The organism is Bacteroides zhangwenhongii (assembly GCF_009193325.2).
Classification (GTDB): Bacteria; Bacteroidota; Bacteroidia; order Bacteroidales; family Bacteroidaceae; genus Bacteroides; species Bacteroides zhangwenhongii.
This window is the reverse complement of sequence record NZ_CP059856.1, coordinates 2,771,144-2,788,208: the sequence shown is the minus strand read 5'-3', so window position 1 is coordinate 2,788,208 and position 17,065 is coordinate 2,771,144. Positions and strand designations below refer to the sequence as shown.

The following is a 17,065-nucleotide window of genomic DNA, read 5'->3' as shown; positions in this document are numbered from 1 at the left end:
AAAAAGTAATATCGAAGATGAAATTGATCATTGCATTTATCACACTTTGCTGCGGCTTGCAGGTTTTGGGACAAGATAAGTTCCCTGATGGTAAACTGATTCCTGACTGGTTCAGGAATAATGAGAGCGTGAATATAAATTCGCTCGGTAAGCAGTATAGGATAACAGATTATGGAGTAGTTAATGACAGTACAAAACTACAAACCGAACAGATACAGAATGTGATTGACCGGGCGGCGGAGAATGGCGGGGGAGTCATTGTGATTCCTAAAGGGACTTTTCTAAGCGGTTCGCTTTTCTTTAAACCGAAGACGCATTTGTATCTTGAAGAAAATGCCGTATTGAAAGGAAGTGATGATGCGGGTGATTTCCGAATTCAGCTTACCCGCATGGAAGGACAAACGGTAAAGTATTATACAGCTTTGATTAATGCAGACGGCATTGACGGTTTTACTATCTCTGGAAAAGGCATGCTCAATGGCAATGGTTTCCGTTATTGGAAAGCGTTTTGGTTGCGTCGGGAGTGGAATCCGAACTGTACGAATATGGATGAGCAGCGTCCCCGTATCATTTATTTGTCTAATTGCAAGAATGTTCAGATAGAAGGAATCAGTATTGCCAATTCTCCGTTTTGGACTACTCATTACTATAAATGCAGTTACGTGAAACTATTGAATCTTCATATAACGTCTCCCCGCAAGCCGATGGAGGCCCCGAGTACGGACGCTGTTGATCTGGATGTCTGTAACAATGTGTTGATAAAGAATTGTTATATGTCAGTGTGCGATGATGCGGTGGCATTAAAGGGAGGCAAAGGTCCTTGGGCGGACAAAGATGTCAATAATGGCGGCAACTATGATATTGTTATTGAAGATTGCCGATATGGTTATTGTCACAGTGCTTTGACCTGCGGGAGTGAGTCAATACATAACCGCAATGTAATATTCCGTCGCAGTACGATGGATCAGGCACGTATTCTTCTGCATTTAAAGATGCGTCCCGATACTCCGCAGAAATACGAATATATTTTGGTGGAAGATATAAAAGGAAATGCCGGAGATTTTATCTATGTGGCACCGTGGACTCAGTTCTATAATTTAGGAGACCGGAAAGATATCCCTATCTCATATTCTAATAATATTACTATGCGTAATATAGATTTGGATTGTACTACTTTCTTCAATGTGAAAAAGTCTGACCAATATCAGTTGTCAGATTTTTGTTTTGAGGATTTGAATATCCGGGCGAAGAAAGGCCAGTTTGATAAGGGTATTGTTGACCGTTTTGTAGTTAAGAATGTAAAGGTCAATTCGCAAGAGGTACGCTAACGGGGTGGATGGAAATTCAAAAGTAAAACGCTGATTAACGCAAATTATCGCAGAAATAATGTTATAAGTCGTTGATTAATAACCGAAATAATACGATAATTTGCGTTAATCCTGCGTTTTTTTATCACCCTCCTTCTTGTTTATTTAAGATAAACTTTGATTGCTTCTCCGAAAGGATTAAAATCGAATATGAATTTATCGCCAATTTTATGAACTGCCAGTTTTTTCTTTCCTTGTCTGGCTGTCATCTTTCTGACACCTTCTTTTTGAATGACCATTGTAAGCGGTTCTGTGAAAATCTCTTTATCCAGATCCAGTTGCGGGGTTATGATGAGTCCTTTCTTTTGTTGGCGAATGTCCAGGCGCGTATGTTTCTGTTCTTCGGTATAAGCTGCTACTTCCCGGAAAGTACCTACCCAGATCTTATCTTCCATAGCTTTTACTTTGTCCCAATGATCCCATAAACGTTGTGGATTCGGGAAGGCATCGTAACCATACGTCAAACCATGTGTCATACCCACTCCCCAATCATTTGTAGCAATTAATGTCGCCACCCATTTTTCCAAGTCTCGTGGAGTGGATTTTCTTCCTATGGAACGTTGTTTGGTCCTTGTTCCTACCCGGTTCTGTACGGCAATTCGTTTGCCTTCTTCTTTTTTGTTATTATTGGGATAAAAGAAAGTACGGGGCATGACGCCGGTATTGGCTAATATGGCACTATCATTCTTTACTATATCTTCCCGGATTTCCTCTAAGGGAAAACGGGAGAAATTCTTATGTGCCCATCCGTGATTTGTGATTTCATGACCTTTGTCGGACATTTCTTTTAACTGTGTCCAGGTCACTCGTGTGGTATCTGTGATGTGTTTGTTGTCTTTGTTGACTTTGGCGCCATTCACACAGAAAGTTCCCCGAAATCCCCGTTTCTCCAGTTGGGGAGCAGCCAATGTATATTGTTCTGCCAATCCGTCATCAAAGGTATAACTGATGGCACAAGCTTTGTCTCCTTTATATCGGGCGACGTAAATGCTATCTGAACTGAAAGCATAGTTTGAAAAGAGTCCTAAAGTAAAAAGGTAAAAAAGAAATTTCTTCATGATATTTGAGTTTATTATATTAACTATGCAAAAGTAGGGAATATGATTTAGCATTTCTATGGATATATGTGCGGATTTCATGAAAAATAGTACATGAGGAAGTTGTAAGTGTATTATTTTATATGCATTCGGTAGAATTTATATAGGGATAGATGATTTTCCGGTTTATCTTTGTTGGGTGAATGATGACTATATGGATCATCCGTACAATTATTTAAGAATAATACTAAGAAAACAATCTAAGATGAAAAATTTTATTCTATTATCCTTTTTAGTACTGCAATCAGTGTTAGTCTTTGCGCAAGAACAGCCGCGTGTATCGCAATTATTTAATTTTGATTGGAAGTTTCGGGCCGGTGATTTGAAAGAAGCTCAATTGGTAACTTATGATGATGATAATTGGCGTGTGCTGGATTTGCCCCATGATTTCCAGATAGAGCAAACGTGGGATGAGTCCGCCGGAGGGGCACGTGGCTTTAAAGCTATGGGGACAGGTTGGTATCGTAAACATTTTAAGGCAAATCCTGCATGGAAGGGTAAACGTATCTTGCTTGACTTTGAAGGCATTATGCTTGTTGGAGATGTTTGGGTAAATGGCAGGAAGGTAGGAAGTACCGATTATGGTTATCTTGGTTTTGAAACGGATATTACTGATTTGCTTAAATATGATGAGGATAATGTAGTGGCTGTTTGGGCCTCAACGGGTAAAAAAGACGGATCGCGTTGGTATACGGGCGGCGGTTTGTTTCGGGATGTTCATTTGGTCATCAAGAATCCCATTGCCATTGCAAGACATGGCGTATTTGTCTCTACTCCTAAAATCACGGAGCAAAGGGCGGAAGTCAGTGTGCAAGTAGAGTTGGAAGGAATTCGCAATAAAAGTCTGGATATTGAAATCAATGCCCGAATATTGGCTCCTGACGGAAAAACGGTTGCCGGTACGAGAGGGAAGGCTCCTCAAAAATCGAAATTACAAACAGTTGAGGTTTCTCTTCCGATAGTAACGGTAGACAGTCCCGAGTTATGGTCTTGTGAGGCCCCTAATCTTTATACTGCTGAAGTTTCTTTGGTGCAGGATGGTAAAGTTATTGATTGTGTGACGGAGACATTCGGCATTCGTACGTTAGAGTTCTCTCCTGATTTCGGATTTAAACTGAACGGCAAGAAATTGTTCCTAAAGGGTATTTCCAACCATCATGATTTGGGAGCTGTAGGAGTTGCCGCTTTTGACAGAGCTATCGAGCGGCAGTTTCAGCTAATGAAGCGGTTCGGTTATAATCACATTCGTTCGTCTCACAATCCTTATTCCGAGTCGTTCTTGAAACTAGCTGATAAATATGGTATTTTGGTAGTGGATGAGCTGATTGATAAATGGAGCGACAATAGCTATTGGGGTGGTAGAGTTCCTTTCACGCAACTATGGTATCAGATGATTCCCGAATGGATCAAACGTGACCGCAATCATCCGTCTGTTATATTATGGAGTTTGGGAAATGAATTGCAGATGCGGGAAGACTTAGCCGGATTTCCTACCGGTGATTGGGGTGTCACCACTTACCGTATCTTCGATGTGCTTGTCAAGCGTTATGATAAAACTCGTAAAACGACTGTGGCTATGTTTCCGGCACGTGCCGGAGCTATCGGAAAGAATGAACCGGAATTTAACACAAAAGTATATCCTCCCGAGCTGGCAACTGTAACAGAAGTGTCAAGTTTCAATTATCGTTATCTGAACTATGCCCAATATCTGGAAAAGTGTCCGCACATGACCGTATATCAGAGCGAAGCTACAACGAATGAACTTGCTGCTCCTTTCTTTGGCATGGATCATGATAAGATGGTGGGACTCGCCTATTGGGGAGCTATCGAGTATTGGGGGGAATCGAACGGATGGCCGAAGAAAGGCTGGAACTTTTCTTTCTTCAATCATTGTCTGGAACCTTATCCGCAAGCCTATCTGATAAAGAGTGCTTTCTGCGAAGAGCCTTTGGTGCATATCGGAGTGATGGATAATGGCAAGGAAGCCATTGAATGGAATGATATTATGGTGGGAAGTTTATCTTTGGCTTCTCATTGGAACTGGGCAACGGGCAGTATGCAGAACTTATATACATATACCAACGCCGATGAAGTGGAATTGCTGGTTAATGGCAAATCTATGGGGATACGTAAGAATGACCGGACGGATATCACCCGGCGCAATATCATTTATTGGGAAAACATACCATATGGTAAAGGAGGAAAGATTATAGCAGTTGCCCGGAATAACGGAAAAGAGGTGGCACGTCATAGGTTGGAAACGACCGGTGAGGCGACTGCTTTGAAAATGGTGGTAGAGAATCCGGAGGATTGGAAAGCGGATGGGATGGACTTACAATATGTAAAGGTATATGCGGTGGATAATAAAGGAAGGGTAGTACCTGATACTAAAGACGAGGTTACTTTTAAGGTTTCGGGAGCTGCAAGGCTGATTGCTGTAGACAATGGGGATCATTTTACAGATGAGTTATTTACCGGAAATACGAAGAAGTTGCATAAAGGATTCATCATGGCGATCTTACGTTCGGACCGTTCCGGTGGCGAAGTAGTAATAACTGCATCCTCCAAAGGACTGAAGGATGCAGTAAAGAAGTTGGTTACAAAGTAGTTATCGGAATCAGTTTCACACCTCCATTGAGGCCTGAAGGAAGGACTTCCCAACTGTCGTATTTATTCTTTTTGTAGTTGAGTCCTACAAAATTGATTTCTTTAAACTTGCGCCAGGGAACGTTTTGTCTGTCTAATTCTGCAATACGGTTAGCGGGAAGATTGGTCACCTCAATCTCAATCAGATTCTTGCCCGGTTGCAGATATTTGCCGACCTTTAACCGGAAAGGTGCGGCCCAGACAGTTCCCGCTTCTTTACCGTTAATGCGTATGCGGGCGCTTTCCCGTAAATCTCCCAGATCGAGAATCCAATCATCGGCGTTTAGCGTAGGCAGAACTGTCTCAAGACTGTATAACCCTGTACCCATATTGATTTTTGCGTTCGGATGGTTGATTTCCGTCCATGAAGTCGGGCTATCGATAGCGAAAGTTCCTTCGATAGCGGGGGTACTTTGTACAAAACGCAACGTCCAGTCATGGTCGAGGCTGAGGCTGACAGGTTGCTCTTGGATATATTTCCATGCTTGAGTCTCAACCGGATGATCGAATGTTTGAAGAATCACACTTTCGCCGGACTGTAATTGCAGATATACTTGTAACTTTCCGTCCTTTATCCGGGTTTGCGCTTTTCCTTTTTCTCCGGTCATCGGATCAAACAGCATGGCTGTTGGTTCATTTACACTGAGAGTAATCCAATTATCCACTCCTTTGTCTTGCAAGGAAGAGATGAAATAATGGTGTCCGGTGCTGTGTTGGCGGCGGATATATTGCAGACCGAAGTTCGTCTTCATCTCTTCAGGCATTACCTTGCATTTACCTAATGTCGCAGCATAATCCGTACCGGTTATGATATGTCCTTTTCCGAATGAACTGCTAATGCTTTGGTTAAAATCGCTGATGTCGGGAAGCTGTTTTTGAACTTTTGTGAAAGCATTTCTGCGACTTTCCAGATTACCAAATCCGGGAACATCTTTAGGATAATTCTCCATGAATACAATTGTTGCTCCTTGTTTTGCCAATGAAACAAGATGTGCCAATACTTTCTCCGGCATATATTTTACAGCGGGCACGATAATTGCTTTATAGTTACTGCCTCCTTCTGTACGGAGATTTCCTCCCTCGTAGCGGGTATTCTGGAGGTACTTGTCCGAAATATAGTCTACATCGTAACCATTGGAGGTTATCTGGTGGATGGTTTTTATAAACTTCGGAGCACGCTTGGCCATTTGGTGGATGTCGAATAAGAGAAGCCGTCCCGGTTGTTCTTCCCACATATCATATACTGGAAGATAAACAAGGAAGTCATTATCAGGCTTACCCATTTGCAGGAAACTCTGGCAACGGGTGATGTATTGGAAAAAAGCCGGGGCGTCGCGCCAGATGCTATTGGTCGGTGACATATTGATAGTGGCGTAAAATAACCAGCCCGGCCATTCCGCTTCTTTGGGAGAATAGGGAGTGCCGTGAAAAAACATATGGTTCACTCCGGAGACAAACATCAGATCCATATCCGGTTTACATTGAGACAGTGAAGTCCGGAAATGTTCCGTCAACCAGGTAAACGTCTCACTGGATGTATATGGCTTTCCTGTGATATGGGCAGCGGAAGAGGCATATTTCAGCATTGAAATGTCCGAATCGTTCTTGCGGGTAAGTGAATCCTGGCGTAATCCTTTGATATGGAATTGGGAAAGTCCGAAACCTTCACATTCCGGAATATCTACGGAGGCATATACATCAATCAGATTGGCGGGTGAACCATGCCCTTGGTTACGCGTGATACTTCCATGCTTATGTGCCCATGCGGTCCATTGCCGGGTGAAGTTCTCAATCAGTAAGTCGGAGATCGTCTCCCGGTAATCCGTTATGATGCGTGTAGTTATTTCCGGTCGTTTTTCATCCAGAAACTCGGGGAAGTAGTTTTCTAATTTGTATCCTCTTCGGTGGGCGAACTCTTCCAATAGGGTAGGTGTCCAATCGGCTTGGTACACTTCATACGAATCATTGAAGAATGTTTTGGGGTAAGTGACCTTATCTCTTTGAAAAGCCCTGTCGAATTTGTCAAGATAACGTTTAACGCTTCCCTTATCCAAGTGGTTCATTACATAACCTTCCCCTCCGGGAGCGGCACGCTTTACTTTTTGCTGTGTCTTTCCTATATATAATGCAATGATTCGCCACTCTCCTTTGGGAGCTTTCCATGTGAGCCGGTAATCTTTTACTTTTGAGGTAATATCCAGTTTCTGTCCCTGTGCATTGTAGGCCATAACTTTATTCAACTTTGCAACCTTTGCTTGCTTAGGGTCTTTTACCTCCAGATTGAGAGTGCTTTCTTCCCCTCCTTCTATCTTGTATTCCTGAAATATGGCTTTGGTGGCAGCGTCCTCCAACGTAACTTCCGGTCCTCCGAAAGGCCAACCGGTTCCGGTATTCATATCAATCTGCATACCGTTTCTATTTGCTTCTGCCTGGGTATGCTTTAACATAGTCGTCCATTCGGGTGACAGGAATTTCAGTTCTTTGTCGTCCATTCCTTGTACCCCGTAGATTGGAGTCACTTCCAATGTTCCCAATCCGGCTTTAGCATATTCATCGATGTTGTAAGTCAGATTTGGAATATCGACTGTATTTCCCATCCACCACCATCTGCTTCCGGGACGTGCTTCTGTTTGGACTGCCGGCCAATCTTGTGCCGCTAAGGTTCCGCTGACAAGCAGGAGACCTATCAATAGTGTATTTTTCTTCATGTTTTTATATATGTATCATTAGCTTTGTGAGGCTGTTTCTTTTCACGTTGCTAAATTACGGCATTCTTTCCTCAAAAAAATGCATATTTGTACTAATACATAGAATTATGTACAAATGTACATTGTTTCGTACGATTAATCCATCTACTTTTGCGGCATGAAGTTTAATTAATCATTTTGAATACACATGAAAAATAATTTAGTGCTCTTATTCTTTCTTGCGTTGACGGTTTCTGTCAGTGCCCAATCTTTGCCCGACCGGAAGGAAACGCTGGAAGTCATGAAAAAAGTGAACGGTTACTTTATGAAAAAGTATGCCGATTACACGATTCCCAGTTTTTACGGCCGTGTACGTCCGAGCAATATTTGGACACGAGGTGTTTATTATGAAGGACTGATGTCGCTCCATTCTATCTATCCGCGCGAGGATTATTATGAATATGCTTATGATTGGGCAGCTTTCCATAAATGGGGAATGCGTAATGGCAACACTACCCGCAATGCCGATGACCATTGCTGCGGACAAACCTATATTGATTTATATAATATCTGTCCCCAACCGGAGATGATTAAGAATATCAAACTATCCATTGATATGCTGGTAAATACTCCGCAAGTCAATGACTGGTGGTGGATTGACGCCGTACAGATGGCAATGCCTATTTTTGCCAAATTCGGAAAAATGACCGGAGAGCAGAAATATTATGATAAGATGTGGGATATGTATTACTATACACGCAGCCAGCATGACGAAACGGGTATGTTCAATCAGAAGGACGGCTTGTGGTGGCGCGATCAGGATTTTAATCCTCCTTATAAGGAACCGAACGGTGAAGACTGCTATTGGAGTCGTGGCAACGGATGGGTATATGCCGCTTTGGTACGTGTGCTGAACGAGATCCCGTCAGACGAGCTGCATCGTCAGGATTATATAAATGATTTCCTTACCATGAGTAAGGCATTGAAGAAATGCCAGCGTGAAGATGGTTTCTGGAATGTCAGCCTGCATGATCCTACCAACTTCGGTGGAAAAGAAACTTCCGGAACGGCTCTTTTTGTATATGGAATGGCTTGGGGAGTGCGTAATGGCTTGTTGGACCGTAGTGAATACCTGCCCATTCTCTTGAAAGCATGGAATGCTATGGTAAAAGACGCTGTCCATCCGAACGGATTCTTGGGCTATGTTCAAGGGACAGGTAAAGAACCGAAAGACGGACAACCGGTGACTTATAAGAGTGTACCTGATTTTGAAGATTACGGTGTAGGTTGTTTCCTGCTTGCCGGAACGGAAGTGTATAAACTGAAATAAGCATTCTTTAAGTAATAAAGAAACCAACTGTATTTTATTGAAACGGTTGAAAACAATTCATCGGAAAAGATGCATTGGCTTTCAACCGTTTTTGTATATATGTAGAAGAACCAGGCTTTGGGGGACAGGAAAATCCGCGAATGGATAATCCTCCCTGCATTAACGTATAATTTTCCATTATCCGATTACCTGATTCCCGCTATCTTTGCGATAATTGAGAGAACGCGATGAAATGTTCAACTTTAAATAATTCAGATATAATGAAAAAGATTGCATTATTGCTAAATGTTTTACTGGTTGCAACGATATGTGTTGCCCAAAAGCAGACCTATAAGTTCGATTTTAGTTCGGATAAGAAAGTAAAGGAGGGATATTTGAAGGTTACGCCTCAGACTTTGTTTAACAATGAACAAGGCTATGGGTATGATTTACAACCCGCATGGGATGGCAAAAGTAACAAACCTTTCTTCTTTTCGGTGAATGTTCCTGATGGAAATTATAAAGTGACAGTGGTAATAGGCAGTAAGAATGAACCCGCCAGCACTACGGTACGTGGTGAGTCGCGCCGTTTGTTTATAGAAAACCTGTCTACCAAGAAAGGGGAATTGAAAACAGAGACGTTTACAATTAATAAGCGTAATATTAAAATATCCGGGAAAGAGAGAGTACGTATCAAATCCCGTGAGAAGAATAAACTTAATTGGGATGATAAACTGACACTGGAATTTAACGGAGAATCTCCCCGTTTGAACTCTTTAATAATAGAACCTGTGGAGAATGTTCCGACCGTTTATCTTTGTGGCAATTCAACGGTTGTGGACTACGACAATGAACCTTGGGGAGCTTGGGGACAAATGATTCCCCGTTTCTTCACGGATAAAGTGTGCATAGCCAATCATGCCGAATCCGGTTTGTCCGCTAATACCTTTATCAGTGGCAACCGTTTGAAAAAAATCATGTCCCAGATTAAAAAAGGAGATTATCTTCTCGTTGAATTCGGTCATAATGATCAAAAGCAGAAGCAACCGGGAACAGGGGCTTACTTTTCTTTTGTCTATAATCTGAAAATATTTATTGATGAGGCCCGTGCTAAGGGAGCCAATCCGGTGCTGGTCACTCCTACTTGTCGCCGTCGTTTTGACAAAGAAGGAAAATCTGTAAATACGCATGGGGAATATCCGGACGCCATTCGTTGGGTAGCACAAAAGGAGAATATTCCTTTGATAGAGCTTAATGGGATGACAACCATGCTTTGTGATGCTTTAGGAGTTGACGGCTCCATGAAATTATATGTTCACTATCCGGCAGGAACTTTTCCCGGACAAACGAGAGAGTTCAAGGATAATTCTCATTTCAGTACGTATGGCGCTTATGAGACTGCGAAGTGTGTGGTGGAAGGAATGAAAAAGGCAAAATTGGATATTGCCAATTATTTGAGAGCAGATTATAAAGGATTCAACCCTGCCCAACCGGATAAATTTGAAACTTTCAAATGGAATTTATGTCCATTTACGGAGATAGAAAAACCGGACGGTAATTAAAGAGGGAGCAATGGATGATTACCAAGTCATTTGCGTACAATCGTCCATTGTGCACTTCAATAAGTAGGCTTACATTTGCAAAAAAACAATCGGAAAATAATAACTTAAAAATGAAGACATCAATGAAAAACATGTATCTGGCTGCCGCTATGGCAGTATCATTGGCTTTTACAGCTTGTAGTGATGATGAATCGGGAAAAGCGGACCGTGCTTATAATCCAATCGAGATTTTGGGGACTATCAATGATGCGACTGATGTTCAGAATACCCGTGCTGTCGGCTCAAGCTGGGGAGCTGACGACCGTATCGGAGTCACTGTGGACGGACCGGCGAGTGGTAATGCAGTCGATACTTATATCAATATTCAGTATCGTAAAGACAATGGTAATGCATTCCGTGTTGTGAACGAAGGTTCTGTGGATAACAATATCCGTTTGAAGGGTGATGGCGCATACACATTGGCGGCGTATTATCCTTATCAGGGAGAGAACGGTACTTTGCCGGGAGAAGAAGGAGTGATAACAAAGAAAATAAGCGGAGCAGACCAGTCTGCCGATAAACAACCTCAGATTGACTTCCTTTTCGCAGAGGCTACCGAAGTATATGCGGATTCTCCCGTAACATTTAATTTTACACATCGGATGGCTAAAATCATTCTTCGTTTCGCGGCAAAGAATGGTGCTACATTGAATGATATGACTGTACATCTGAAAAGTCTGCAACTGGAAGGTACATTTGATGTGAATACCGGAGAGGCGGTTGCTAAAGAAGGATCTACTCCCGATTCTGAGTTGACAGTGGATGTAACCAAACCGTCGGAAGGGGAAATGAATGTTTCCATCATCCTGTTCCCGCAAGAAATGACTGAAAATGTGTTGTTGGAAGTCAGAATGAATAATGAGACTTATACTGAATATGTTCCTGCACAAAATCTGTTGGCCGGTCATGCATATCCTTACAATGTGACATTTGAAAATCCTGCCATGACTATTAAGACTGCTGAAATTGCCGATTGGGTTGTGGAAAGTGACAAGGATGTGACAGCGTCAGTGACAGAGTGAATAAAGCATGATAAGGATTCAAAAAAAGAACGGTATGAAAAGAAATAAATTAGCCCTTTCTTGCTTATTGATGGTAACAGGTTTCTTCGGAGCGTGTACCGATATGGCAGAAGATGACTTTCAGAATAATAAGTATCCGGTAGAATTGATGGCGGAAAAGGCGGATATGACCTTTACCCGTGCTATTGGAGAAAAGACCTCTTGGAATGGTGGAGAGGAAATATCTCTTTATGATGGCGTTACGCAGAAATTATATGAGGTTTTGGCTTCCAAGGAAATGATAGCCAAGAATAACGATCCTCTTTATTGGTACACAACTACGGAGGAAGAGACTTTATTTGCCTGGTATCCGGCTTCGGAGACATTGCTGACCGGATGGTCTGTACCGGAAGATCAGACTATTGAAGAGGCGTACAATCAGGCGGATTTCCTTTATGCGTATGAAAAGATGAAATTCCGTAGCGATCGGAAACTTACTTTCCGTCATGGAACGGTTAAGTTGATTATTAATGTAAAAGGAGATGACGATACGGTATCAGAGAAAGATTTGGAAGGTGCGGTATTTACTGTAAGAACTGTGACTAAAGCAACTATTTCCGAAGGGAAGATCAGCCCTGCGGAGGGTGTGGAGACTTCCGTGATGCATCCGTTTGTATCGGAAGTTAGAAAAGATTATGTTGCTTCTTATCGGATGTTGACGGTTCCTCAGGATATGTCAGGTAAACTGTTTTTTCAGGTAGAGTTGAAAGATGGGAGAAAGTTTACCCATACACCGGGCAATGGTGAAGGAATTTTGGAAAGCGGACACCAGTATACATATAATATAGGAGTAGGAAAACCGGGACTCGTGGTGGAAGTAGAGAAGAATTCAGCGTCATGGGATGGTGATGATGAATCAGTGGAAGGAACTGATGATGCAGAGTAATATTCAAAACTAAGAATCGGATATGAAACAATATAAATTTATACAAAAACTGTTGTTGGCAGTGTTGGCATTGGGTTGTGCAAGCTGCTCACAGGATGAAGAAACACAAGTAAATCAGCAAAATCTGGTTGTATTGAATGTGACTGATGCAGGGTTGGTAAGTAGTGAATCGCAGACGCGCACGGCTGACAAAGGATTTGTGACTACCTTCACGCAGGGTGATCAATTAGGACTGTTCGCAGTGAAGAATGGTGTGATTATGGATGAAATAAATAATATGCTGCTCACTTACAATGGTTCTAGTTGGTCGGGTAAACCGATATTATATGATGAAAGATTGGAGGGTGTAGTATTTTATGCGTATTATCCTTATCAAGCAGATATGACAGGTAAAACTGATTTGCAGGGAGAGGATTTCTTTACTCCTCTTGTGGATAGTTGGAATTTGACTAATGCACAAAGTGACCAGAAAGAGTACGCAAAACAGGATTTGATGACTTCGGGTAAGACGGAGCTAATTGGTGAAAATGGAAATTATTCATTGAGTTTTCAATTATCGCATCGTATGAGTTTGGTTGTGGTGAAGTTGCCTTCTACACATTATCTATTTACGGATGCAGAGGGAACGGTACTTCCGGAAGAAACTCCTTATATTGCGAAACCGAATCCGGCGAGTATTTCGTTTGAGATAGAAGAAGAGAAAATATTACCTTATTATGATGCAGCTAAGGATGAGTATCGCCTGTTGAGAAAACCGTCGTCTGCAGAAACGATTACAGGGTATTATAATGGAAAGAAATGTTCATTAGTGACAGAAGGTAAAATGGAGCAAGGCAAATATAAACGCTTTGTTGTTGATGGTGGTCATCAGGAAAAGAAACATCATTTGCAGGTGGGTGATTTTTATTATGCAGATGGTAACATTGTCTCTGTGACAGATGAAAATCCTTCGGTCAAAGGATGTATTGGCGTGGTTTATTATGTGGGAAATCCTCAGCCTTCTGTTTTGTATAATAAAATGGAGAATCCTACGGATGGGTATACGGCAGACCAGGATGTATTATTAAGAGAACATGCGAATTGTACTCATGGATTAGTTGTATCTTTAGGGAACGAAACTTATGATGAGGCTATACTTTGGTCTGATACAAGGAGGTTCTTTATTAATGATTGGCTTAAAGAACAATCGTTTAGTGATGATTATATTTCAATTTATGGCTATAATTATCCTGAACAGAAAAGAATGTTAGGTTATAATAATACTAAAATTTTAGAATTGTATACTGCTGTTAAAATGAATGTTATAGAACAAATGAAAAATTATAGACGAGAAGTATTAACACCTAAAACAGTAAGTACGGAATGGTATTTACCTTCACAGTATGAACTTCTTACTATACTATATGATGAGACAGACATTCTAAATTCACAATTGTCTAAAATTGGAGGTCAAACATTACAGGTTGGTGAATATTGGTCAAGTACAGAAAGAGCGAATTATCTTATGTATTCTCTTGTTTTAGGCTCTAATTCTATAAAAGAAACTGCAGCAAAAGATACAGATAAATGTTTCTATCGGTTTGCTCTTGCTTTCTGATAAAAGTAATTAATTAATTGAATAAATTATGACAAAAGCAGTATTATCTATGGCATTAGCGGTGTTTACACTATTACCAGCCAATGCTCAAATCGTTAAGAATGACCTCTTGAAAGGTTATAAAGAAGGTGATGTTTTGGAAAAAACAGTTTATAATGATAAAAGAGCGCCTATCAACGTAGATACTTGGTGTGGTGGTTTTACTTCTAAACCGGTTGAAGGATCGGTAAGCCCTACGATAGGAAAGGCGTTGACTTATGAGGGATATAGTGAAGCGGGACCATCTATCACTTTGGGTTTTCCGCAAGGTGTGAAAGGCTCTCGTGTCAGCGTATATTCATTGGTTGAATCCGGAAAAGTATATTCTAAAGGTACATATTATATTGCCTGTCTGGTGAACTTCTCTAAAGTCGGAACAAACTTGGCCGACTTCTTGGCTGCCAGTGCCAGTTATGTAGGTGGTGGAAATCGTGGTCAGGTATATGTGAGACGCGAAGGAAATGATAAAATCAAATTTGCAGTAGGATTGTTGAAAGAACGTGCTGAAGCTCCGATGGCTTATGATTGTAATAAAACTCATTTATTGGTCTTGAAGGTAGATTATACGAAGAATGAAGTTTCATTATTTGTAGATCCGGAATTGGGACAGAGCGAGCCAAAAGCTGATATAGTAGTTACTGGTGAAGAAGGTGCTTTGAAAGCAGGTCTGAAGTCTGTCGCACTCAGAAACCGTAATGGGTTTAAAGGAAGTATCGGTAATTTCCGCTTTGCCAAAGACTGGGCTGGTGCCATAGGAAAATAATAGAAGATTCATTTTTTATAAGACTGGGGAAAGCTGTATGTAAGGACAGTTTTCCCCAGTCTTATTTTCTTCAGTGCAACAAAATTGTCTTTATTTTAAGTTTTATACGGGGAAAAACAAAAATGTCACATCGCTTATAATCAGATACTTAATACTGAAAATACCCCTAAATTAAAGTAAGTTTACAGAAAACATAAGGTCGTTTTCGCTCTTTTGGGAAATAAAATTGCACTTTCTGGATAACAGTCTGTTCATCAGTCTATTAGTTCTATATTAGCCTGCCTGTTTACGATTAGTCTGTTGCTGTTGGGCAACCGTGATGATGCACAAGTCTGACTTAATGGTTACACTTGTGTATTATTGAGGTTGCTCAAGTGTAATATCTTAATTCTATTAGGAGACTTTATTAGTATTACGGTATGCGATGATTAGTTTGTGCGGGAGAAGTGCTTACCTCGTCTATATGTTTCCGATAAAGCATACGGTCTTTACGTTCCAAAGCTACGGGGAATTGATACAAGTAAGCCTTATATAATAAAGAAAAATATAATAATAAAGAAAAGTCCTCCGATCCGTAGAACCAGACCGGAGGACTTTTCTTATCAACCTTTTAATAAATGAGGCACTATAAAATATTTTGTGTAAATGTAAAATACGGGATTCAGTACGAGTTTCGTATTTTTTTATTTAATAGATTTGCAAAATGAAAAAGATTATGAAAGAGAATCATGTAGTGCCTGATGAGGTTTTAACCAAGGAGTTCCTCAGCCATTTCAAAACTGAGGCAGACGTAAGCAAGTTCCTAAAGCAGCTCCACGCCCAAGTGCTGGAGAAGATGCTTGAAGGTGAGATGGATGCTCATTTGGGTTATGAGAAACATTCTGTTTCCGGCAATAACAGTGGTAATTCCCGTAACGGCAGTTACCCCAAGAAAATCCAGACCGAGCACGGCGAGGCTGTCATACCCATCCCTCGTGACCGCAACGGTCAGTTTGAACCCATAGTAGTCCCCAAGCATGAAAGCCGCGGGCTTTCCATAGAAAAGCTTGTTATCTCCTTATATGCCAAAGGAATGAGTGTGTCCGATATAGAAGAAGAGATGCGCGAGATCTATGAGATAGAACTCTCCACCTCTGCCATCTCCATCATCACAAACAAAGTAAACCAGGCTGCTCAAGAATGGCAGAACCGTCCTTTGGACCCGGTCTATCTCATCGTTTGGATGGACGGTATTGTCTTCAAGGTCCGTGACAACGGGAAGATTATCAACAAGACTGTCTATCTCTGTGTCGGCCTGAAACAAAACGGCTTGAAGGAAGTTCTTGGCATGTGGGTGGGTAAATCAGAGAGTTCCGCCTTCTGGATGGGTGTTCTCACTGACTTGAAGGCCCGTGGGGTACAAGATATACTGATAACCTGTACCGATAACCTGAACGGATTTACGGACACTATACGTACCGTATTCCCTCAGTCATCAACTCAGATTTGTGTTGTACATCAGATAAGAAACTCATGTAAATATGTCGTTTACAAGGACAAAAAAGAGTTCACGGCAGATATGAAGAATATCTATAATGCGCCAAACAAGGAAGTTGCTGCCGCGGAGCTTGATAATCTGGAAAAGAAATGGGGAGGGAAGTACCCTTATGCCATTCTTTCATGGAGGAACAACTGGGATGATCTGACTGTTTTCTTTCAGTTCCCATTGGAAATCAGAAAAATAATCTATACCACAAATCTCATTGAAAATCTGAATGGAAAAATCAGAAAGTACACTAAATCAAAGCTTTCATTCCCGTCGGATGACGCAGTGAAGAAGATGGTATACCTTTCCTTGATGGAGATTGAGAAGAAATGGACAATGCCGATTACTAACTGGGGATTGATTATGAACCAGTTTATGCTTATTTTTGAAAACAGAATCCAGATATAAGAGAACTTATAACTGAATCCCGTTTACATTTACACAATATTATGGACACTGCCATAAATGAATGCCAGTATTGTGTCGT

The 17,065-nt window shown here is 41.3% G+C and carries 11 protein-coding genes; 9 read left to right on the top strand and 2 right to left on the bottom strand.

Annotated elements, in window-relative coordinates:
- Positions 1-17: 17 nt before the first annotated feature.
- Positions 18-1,328: a rhamnogalacturonidase gene (locus GD630_RS11280; RefSeq protein WP_143864916.1), complete on the top strand. Its 1,311-nt coding sequence runs from the start codon at positions 18-20 to the stop codon at positions 1,326-1,328.
- A gap of 140 nt (positions 1,329-1,468) precedes the next feature.
- Here GD630_RS11280 and GD630_RS11275 read toward each other — a convergent pair whose 3' ends face one another.
- Positions 1,469-2,425: a polysaccharide deacetylase family protein gene (locus GD630_RS11275; RefSeq protein WP_143864917.1), complete on the bottom strand. Its 957-nt coding sequence runs from the start codon at positions 2,423-2,425 to the stop codon at positions 1,469-1,471.
- Positions 2,426-2,669: 244 nt separating this feature from the next.
- Between GD630_RS11275 and GD630_RS11270 the strand changes: the two genes are divergently transcribed.
- Entirely contained in the window at positions 2,670-5,072 is a 2,403-nt protein-coding gene (locus tag GD630_RS11270; RefSeq protein WP_152276039.1) for a glycoside hydrolase family 2 TIM barrel-domain containing protein, read from the top strand.
- Here GD630_RS11270 and GD630_RS11265 read toward each other — a convergent pair.
- Positions 5,062-7,818 carry an alpha-L-rhamnosidase gene (locus tag GD630_RS11265; RefSeq protein WP_143864919.1) on the bottom strand — a complete coding sequence of 919 codons (2,757 nt, stop codon included), beginning with the start codon at positions 7,816-7,818 and terminating at the stop codon, positions 5,062-5,064. The genes GD630_RS11270 and GD630_RS11265 overlap by 11 nt on opposite strands.
- 187 nt (positions 7,819-8,005) lie before the next feature.
- Between GD630_RS11265 and GD630_RS11260 the strand changes: the two genes are divergently transcribed.
- The 7 genes from GD630_RS11260 to GD630_RS11230 all read left to right on the top strand — a co-directional run bounded on the left by GD630_RS11260 (position 8,006) and on the right by GD630_RS11230 (position 16,986).
- A complete protein-coding gene (locus tag GD630_RS11260; RefSeq protein ID WP_143864920.1) occupies positions 8,006-9,127 on the top strand; it encodes a glycoside hydrolase family 88/105 protein in 1,122 nt (373 codons plus the stop codon).
- Between the two features lie 260 nt (positions 9,128-9,387).
- Positions 9,388-10,668, top strand: coding sequence for a rhamnogalacturonan acetylesterase (locus GD630_RS11255; RefSeq protein WP_143864921.1), 1,281 nt, complete (start codon positions 9,388-9,390; stop codon positions 10,666-10,668).
- Between the two features lie 122 nt (positions 10,669-10,790).
- Positions 10,791-11,729 carry a fimbrillin family protein gene (locus GD630_RS11250; protein WP_238482901.1) on the top strand — a complete coding sequence of 313 codons (939 nt, stop codon included), beginning with the start codon at positions 10,791-10,793 and terminating at the stop codon, positions 11,727-11,729.
- Positions 11,730-11,763: 34 nt separating this feature from the next.
- Complete coding sequence (locus GD630_RS11245; protein WP_143864923.1) at positions 11,764-12,654, top strand: fimbrillin family protein; 891 nt, start codon at positions 11,764-11,766, stop codon at positions 12,652-12,654.
- A 22-nt stretch (positions 12,655-12,676) separates the two neighbouring features.
- Positions 12,677-14,251 (top strand): fimbrillin family protein, encoded by a 1,575-nt coding sequence (locus GD630_RS11240; RefSeq protein WP_143864924.1) that lies wholly within the window; start codon positions 12,677-12,679, stop codon positions 14,249-14,251.
- A gap of 28 nt (positions 14,252-14,279) precedes the next feature.
- Entirely contained in the window at positions 14,280-15,053 is a 774-nt protein-coding gene (locus GD630_RS11235; RefSeq protein ID WP_143864925.1) for a hypothetical protein, read from the top strand.
- A gap of 715 nt (positions 15,054-15,768) precedes the next feature.
- Positions 15,769-16,986, top strand: coding sequence for an IS256 family transposase (locus GD630_RS11230; protein ID WP_431834204.1), 1,218 nt, complete (start codon positions 15,769-15,771; stop codon positions 16,984-16,986).
- Positions 16,987-17,065: the final 79 nt, after the last annotated feature.

Bases quoted from the DNA above. Each gene is read 5' to 3' on its own strand.
- GD630_RS11280 (WP_143864916.1), top strand. From the start codon at position 18: ATGAAATTGATCATTGCATTTATCACACTTTGCTGCGGCTTGCAGGTT.
- GD630_RS11275 (WP_143864917.1), bottom strand. From the start codon at position 2,425: ATGAAGAAATTTCTTTTTTACCTTTTTACTTTAGGACTCTTTTCAAAC.
- GD630_RS11270 (WP_152276039.1), top strand. From the start codon at position 2,670: ATGAAAAATTTTATTCTATTATCCTTTTTAGTACTGCAATCAGTGTTA.
- GD630_RS11265 (WP_143864919.1), bottom strand. From the start codon at position 7,818: ATGAAGAAAAATACACTATTGATAGGTCTCCTGCTTGTCAGCGGAACC.
- GD630_RS11260 (WP_143864920.1), top strand. From the start codon at position 8,006: ATGAAAAATAATTTAGTGCTCTTATTCTTTCTTGCGTTGACGGTTTCT.
- GD630_RS11255 (WP_143864921.1), top strand. From the start codon at position 9,388: ATGAAAAAGATTGCATTATTGCTAAATGTTTTACTGGTTGCAACGATA.
- GD630_RS11250 (WP_238482901.1), top strand. From the start codon at position 10,791: ATGAAAAACATGTATCTGGCTGCCGCTATGGCAGTATCATTGGCTTTT.
- GD630_RS11245 (WP_143864923.1), top strand. From the start codon at position 11,764: ATGAAAAGAAATAAATTAGCCCTTTCTTGCTTATTGATGGTAACAGGT.
- GD630_RS11240 (WP_143864924.1), top strand. From the start codon at position 12,677: ATGAAACAATATAAATTTATACAAAAACTGTTGTTGGCAGTGTTGGCA.
- GD630_RS11235 (WP_143864925.1), top strand. From the start codon at position 14,280: ATGACAAAAGCAGTATTATCTATGGCATTAGCGGTGTTTACACTATTA.
- GD630_RS11230 (WP_431834204.1), top strand. From the start codon at position 15,769: ATGAAAGAGAATCATGTAGTGCCTGATGAGGTTTTAACCAAGGAGTTC.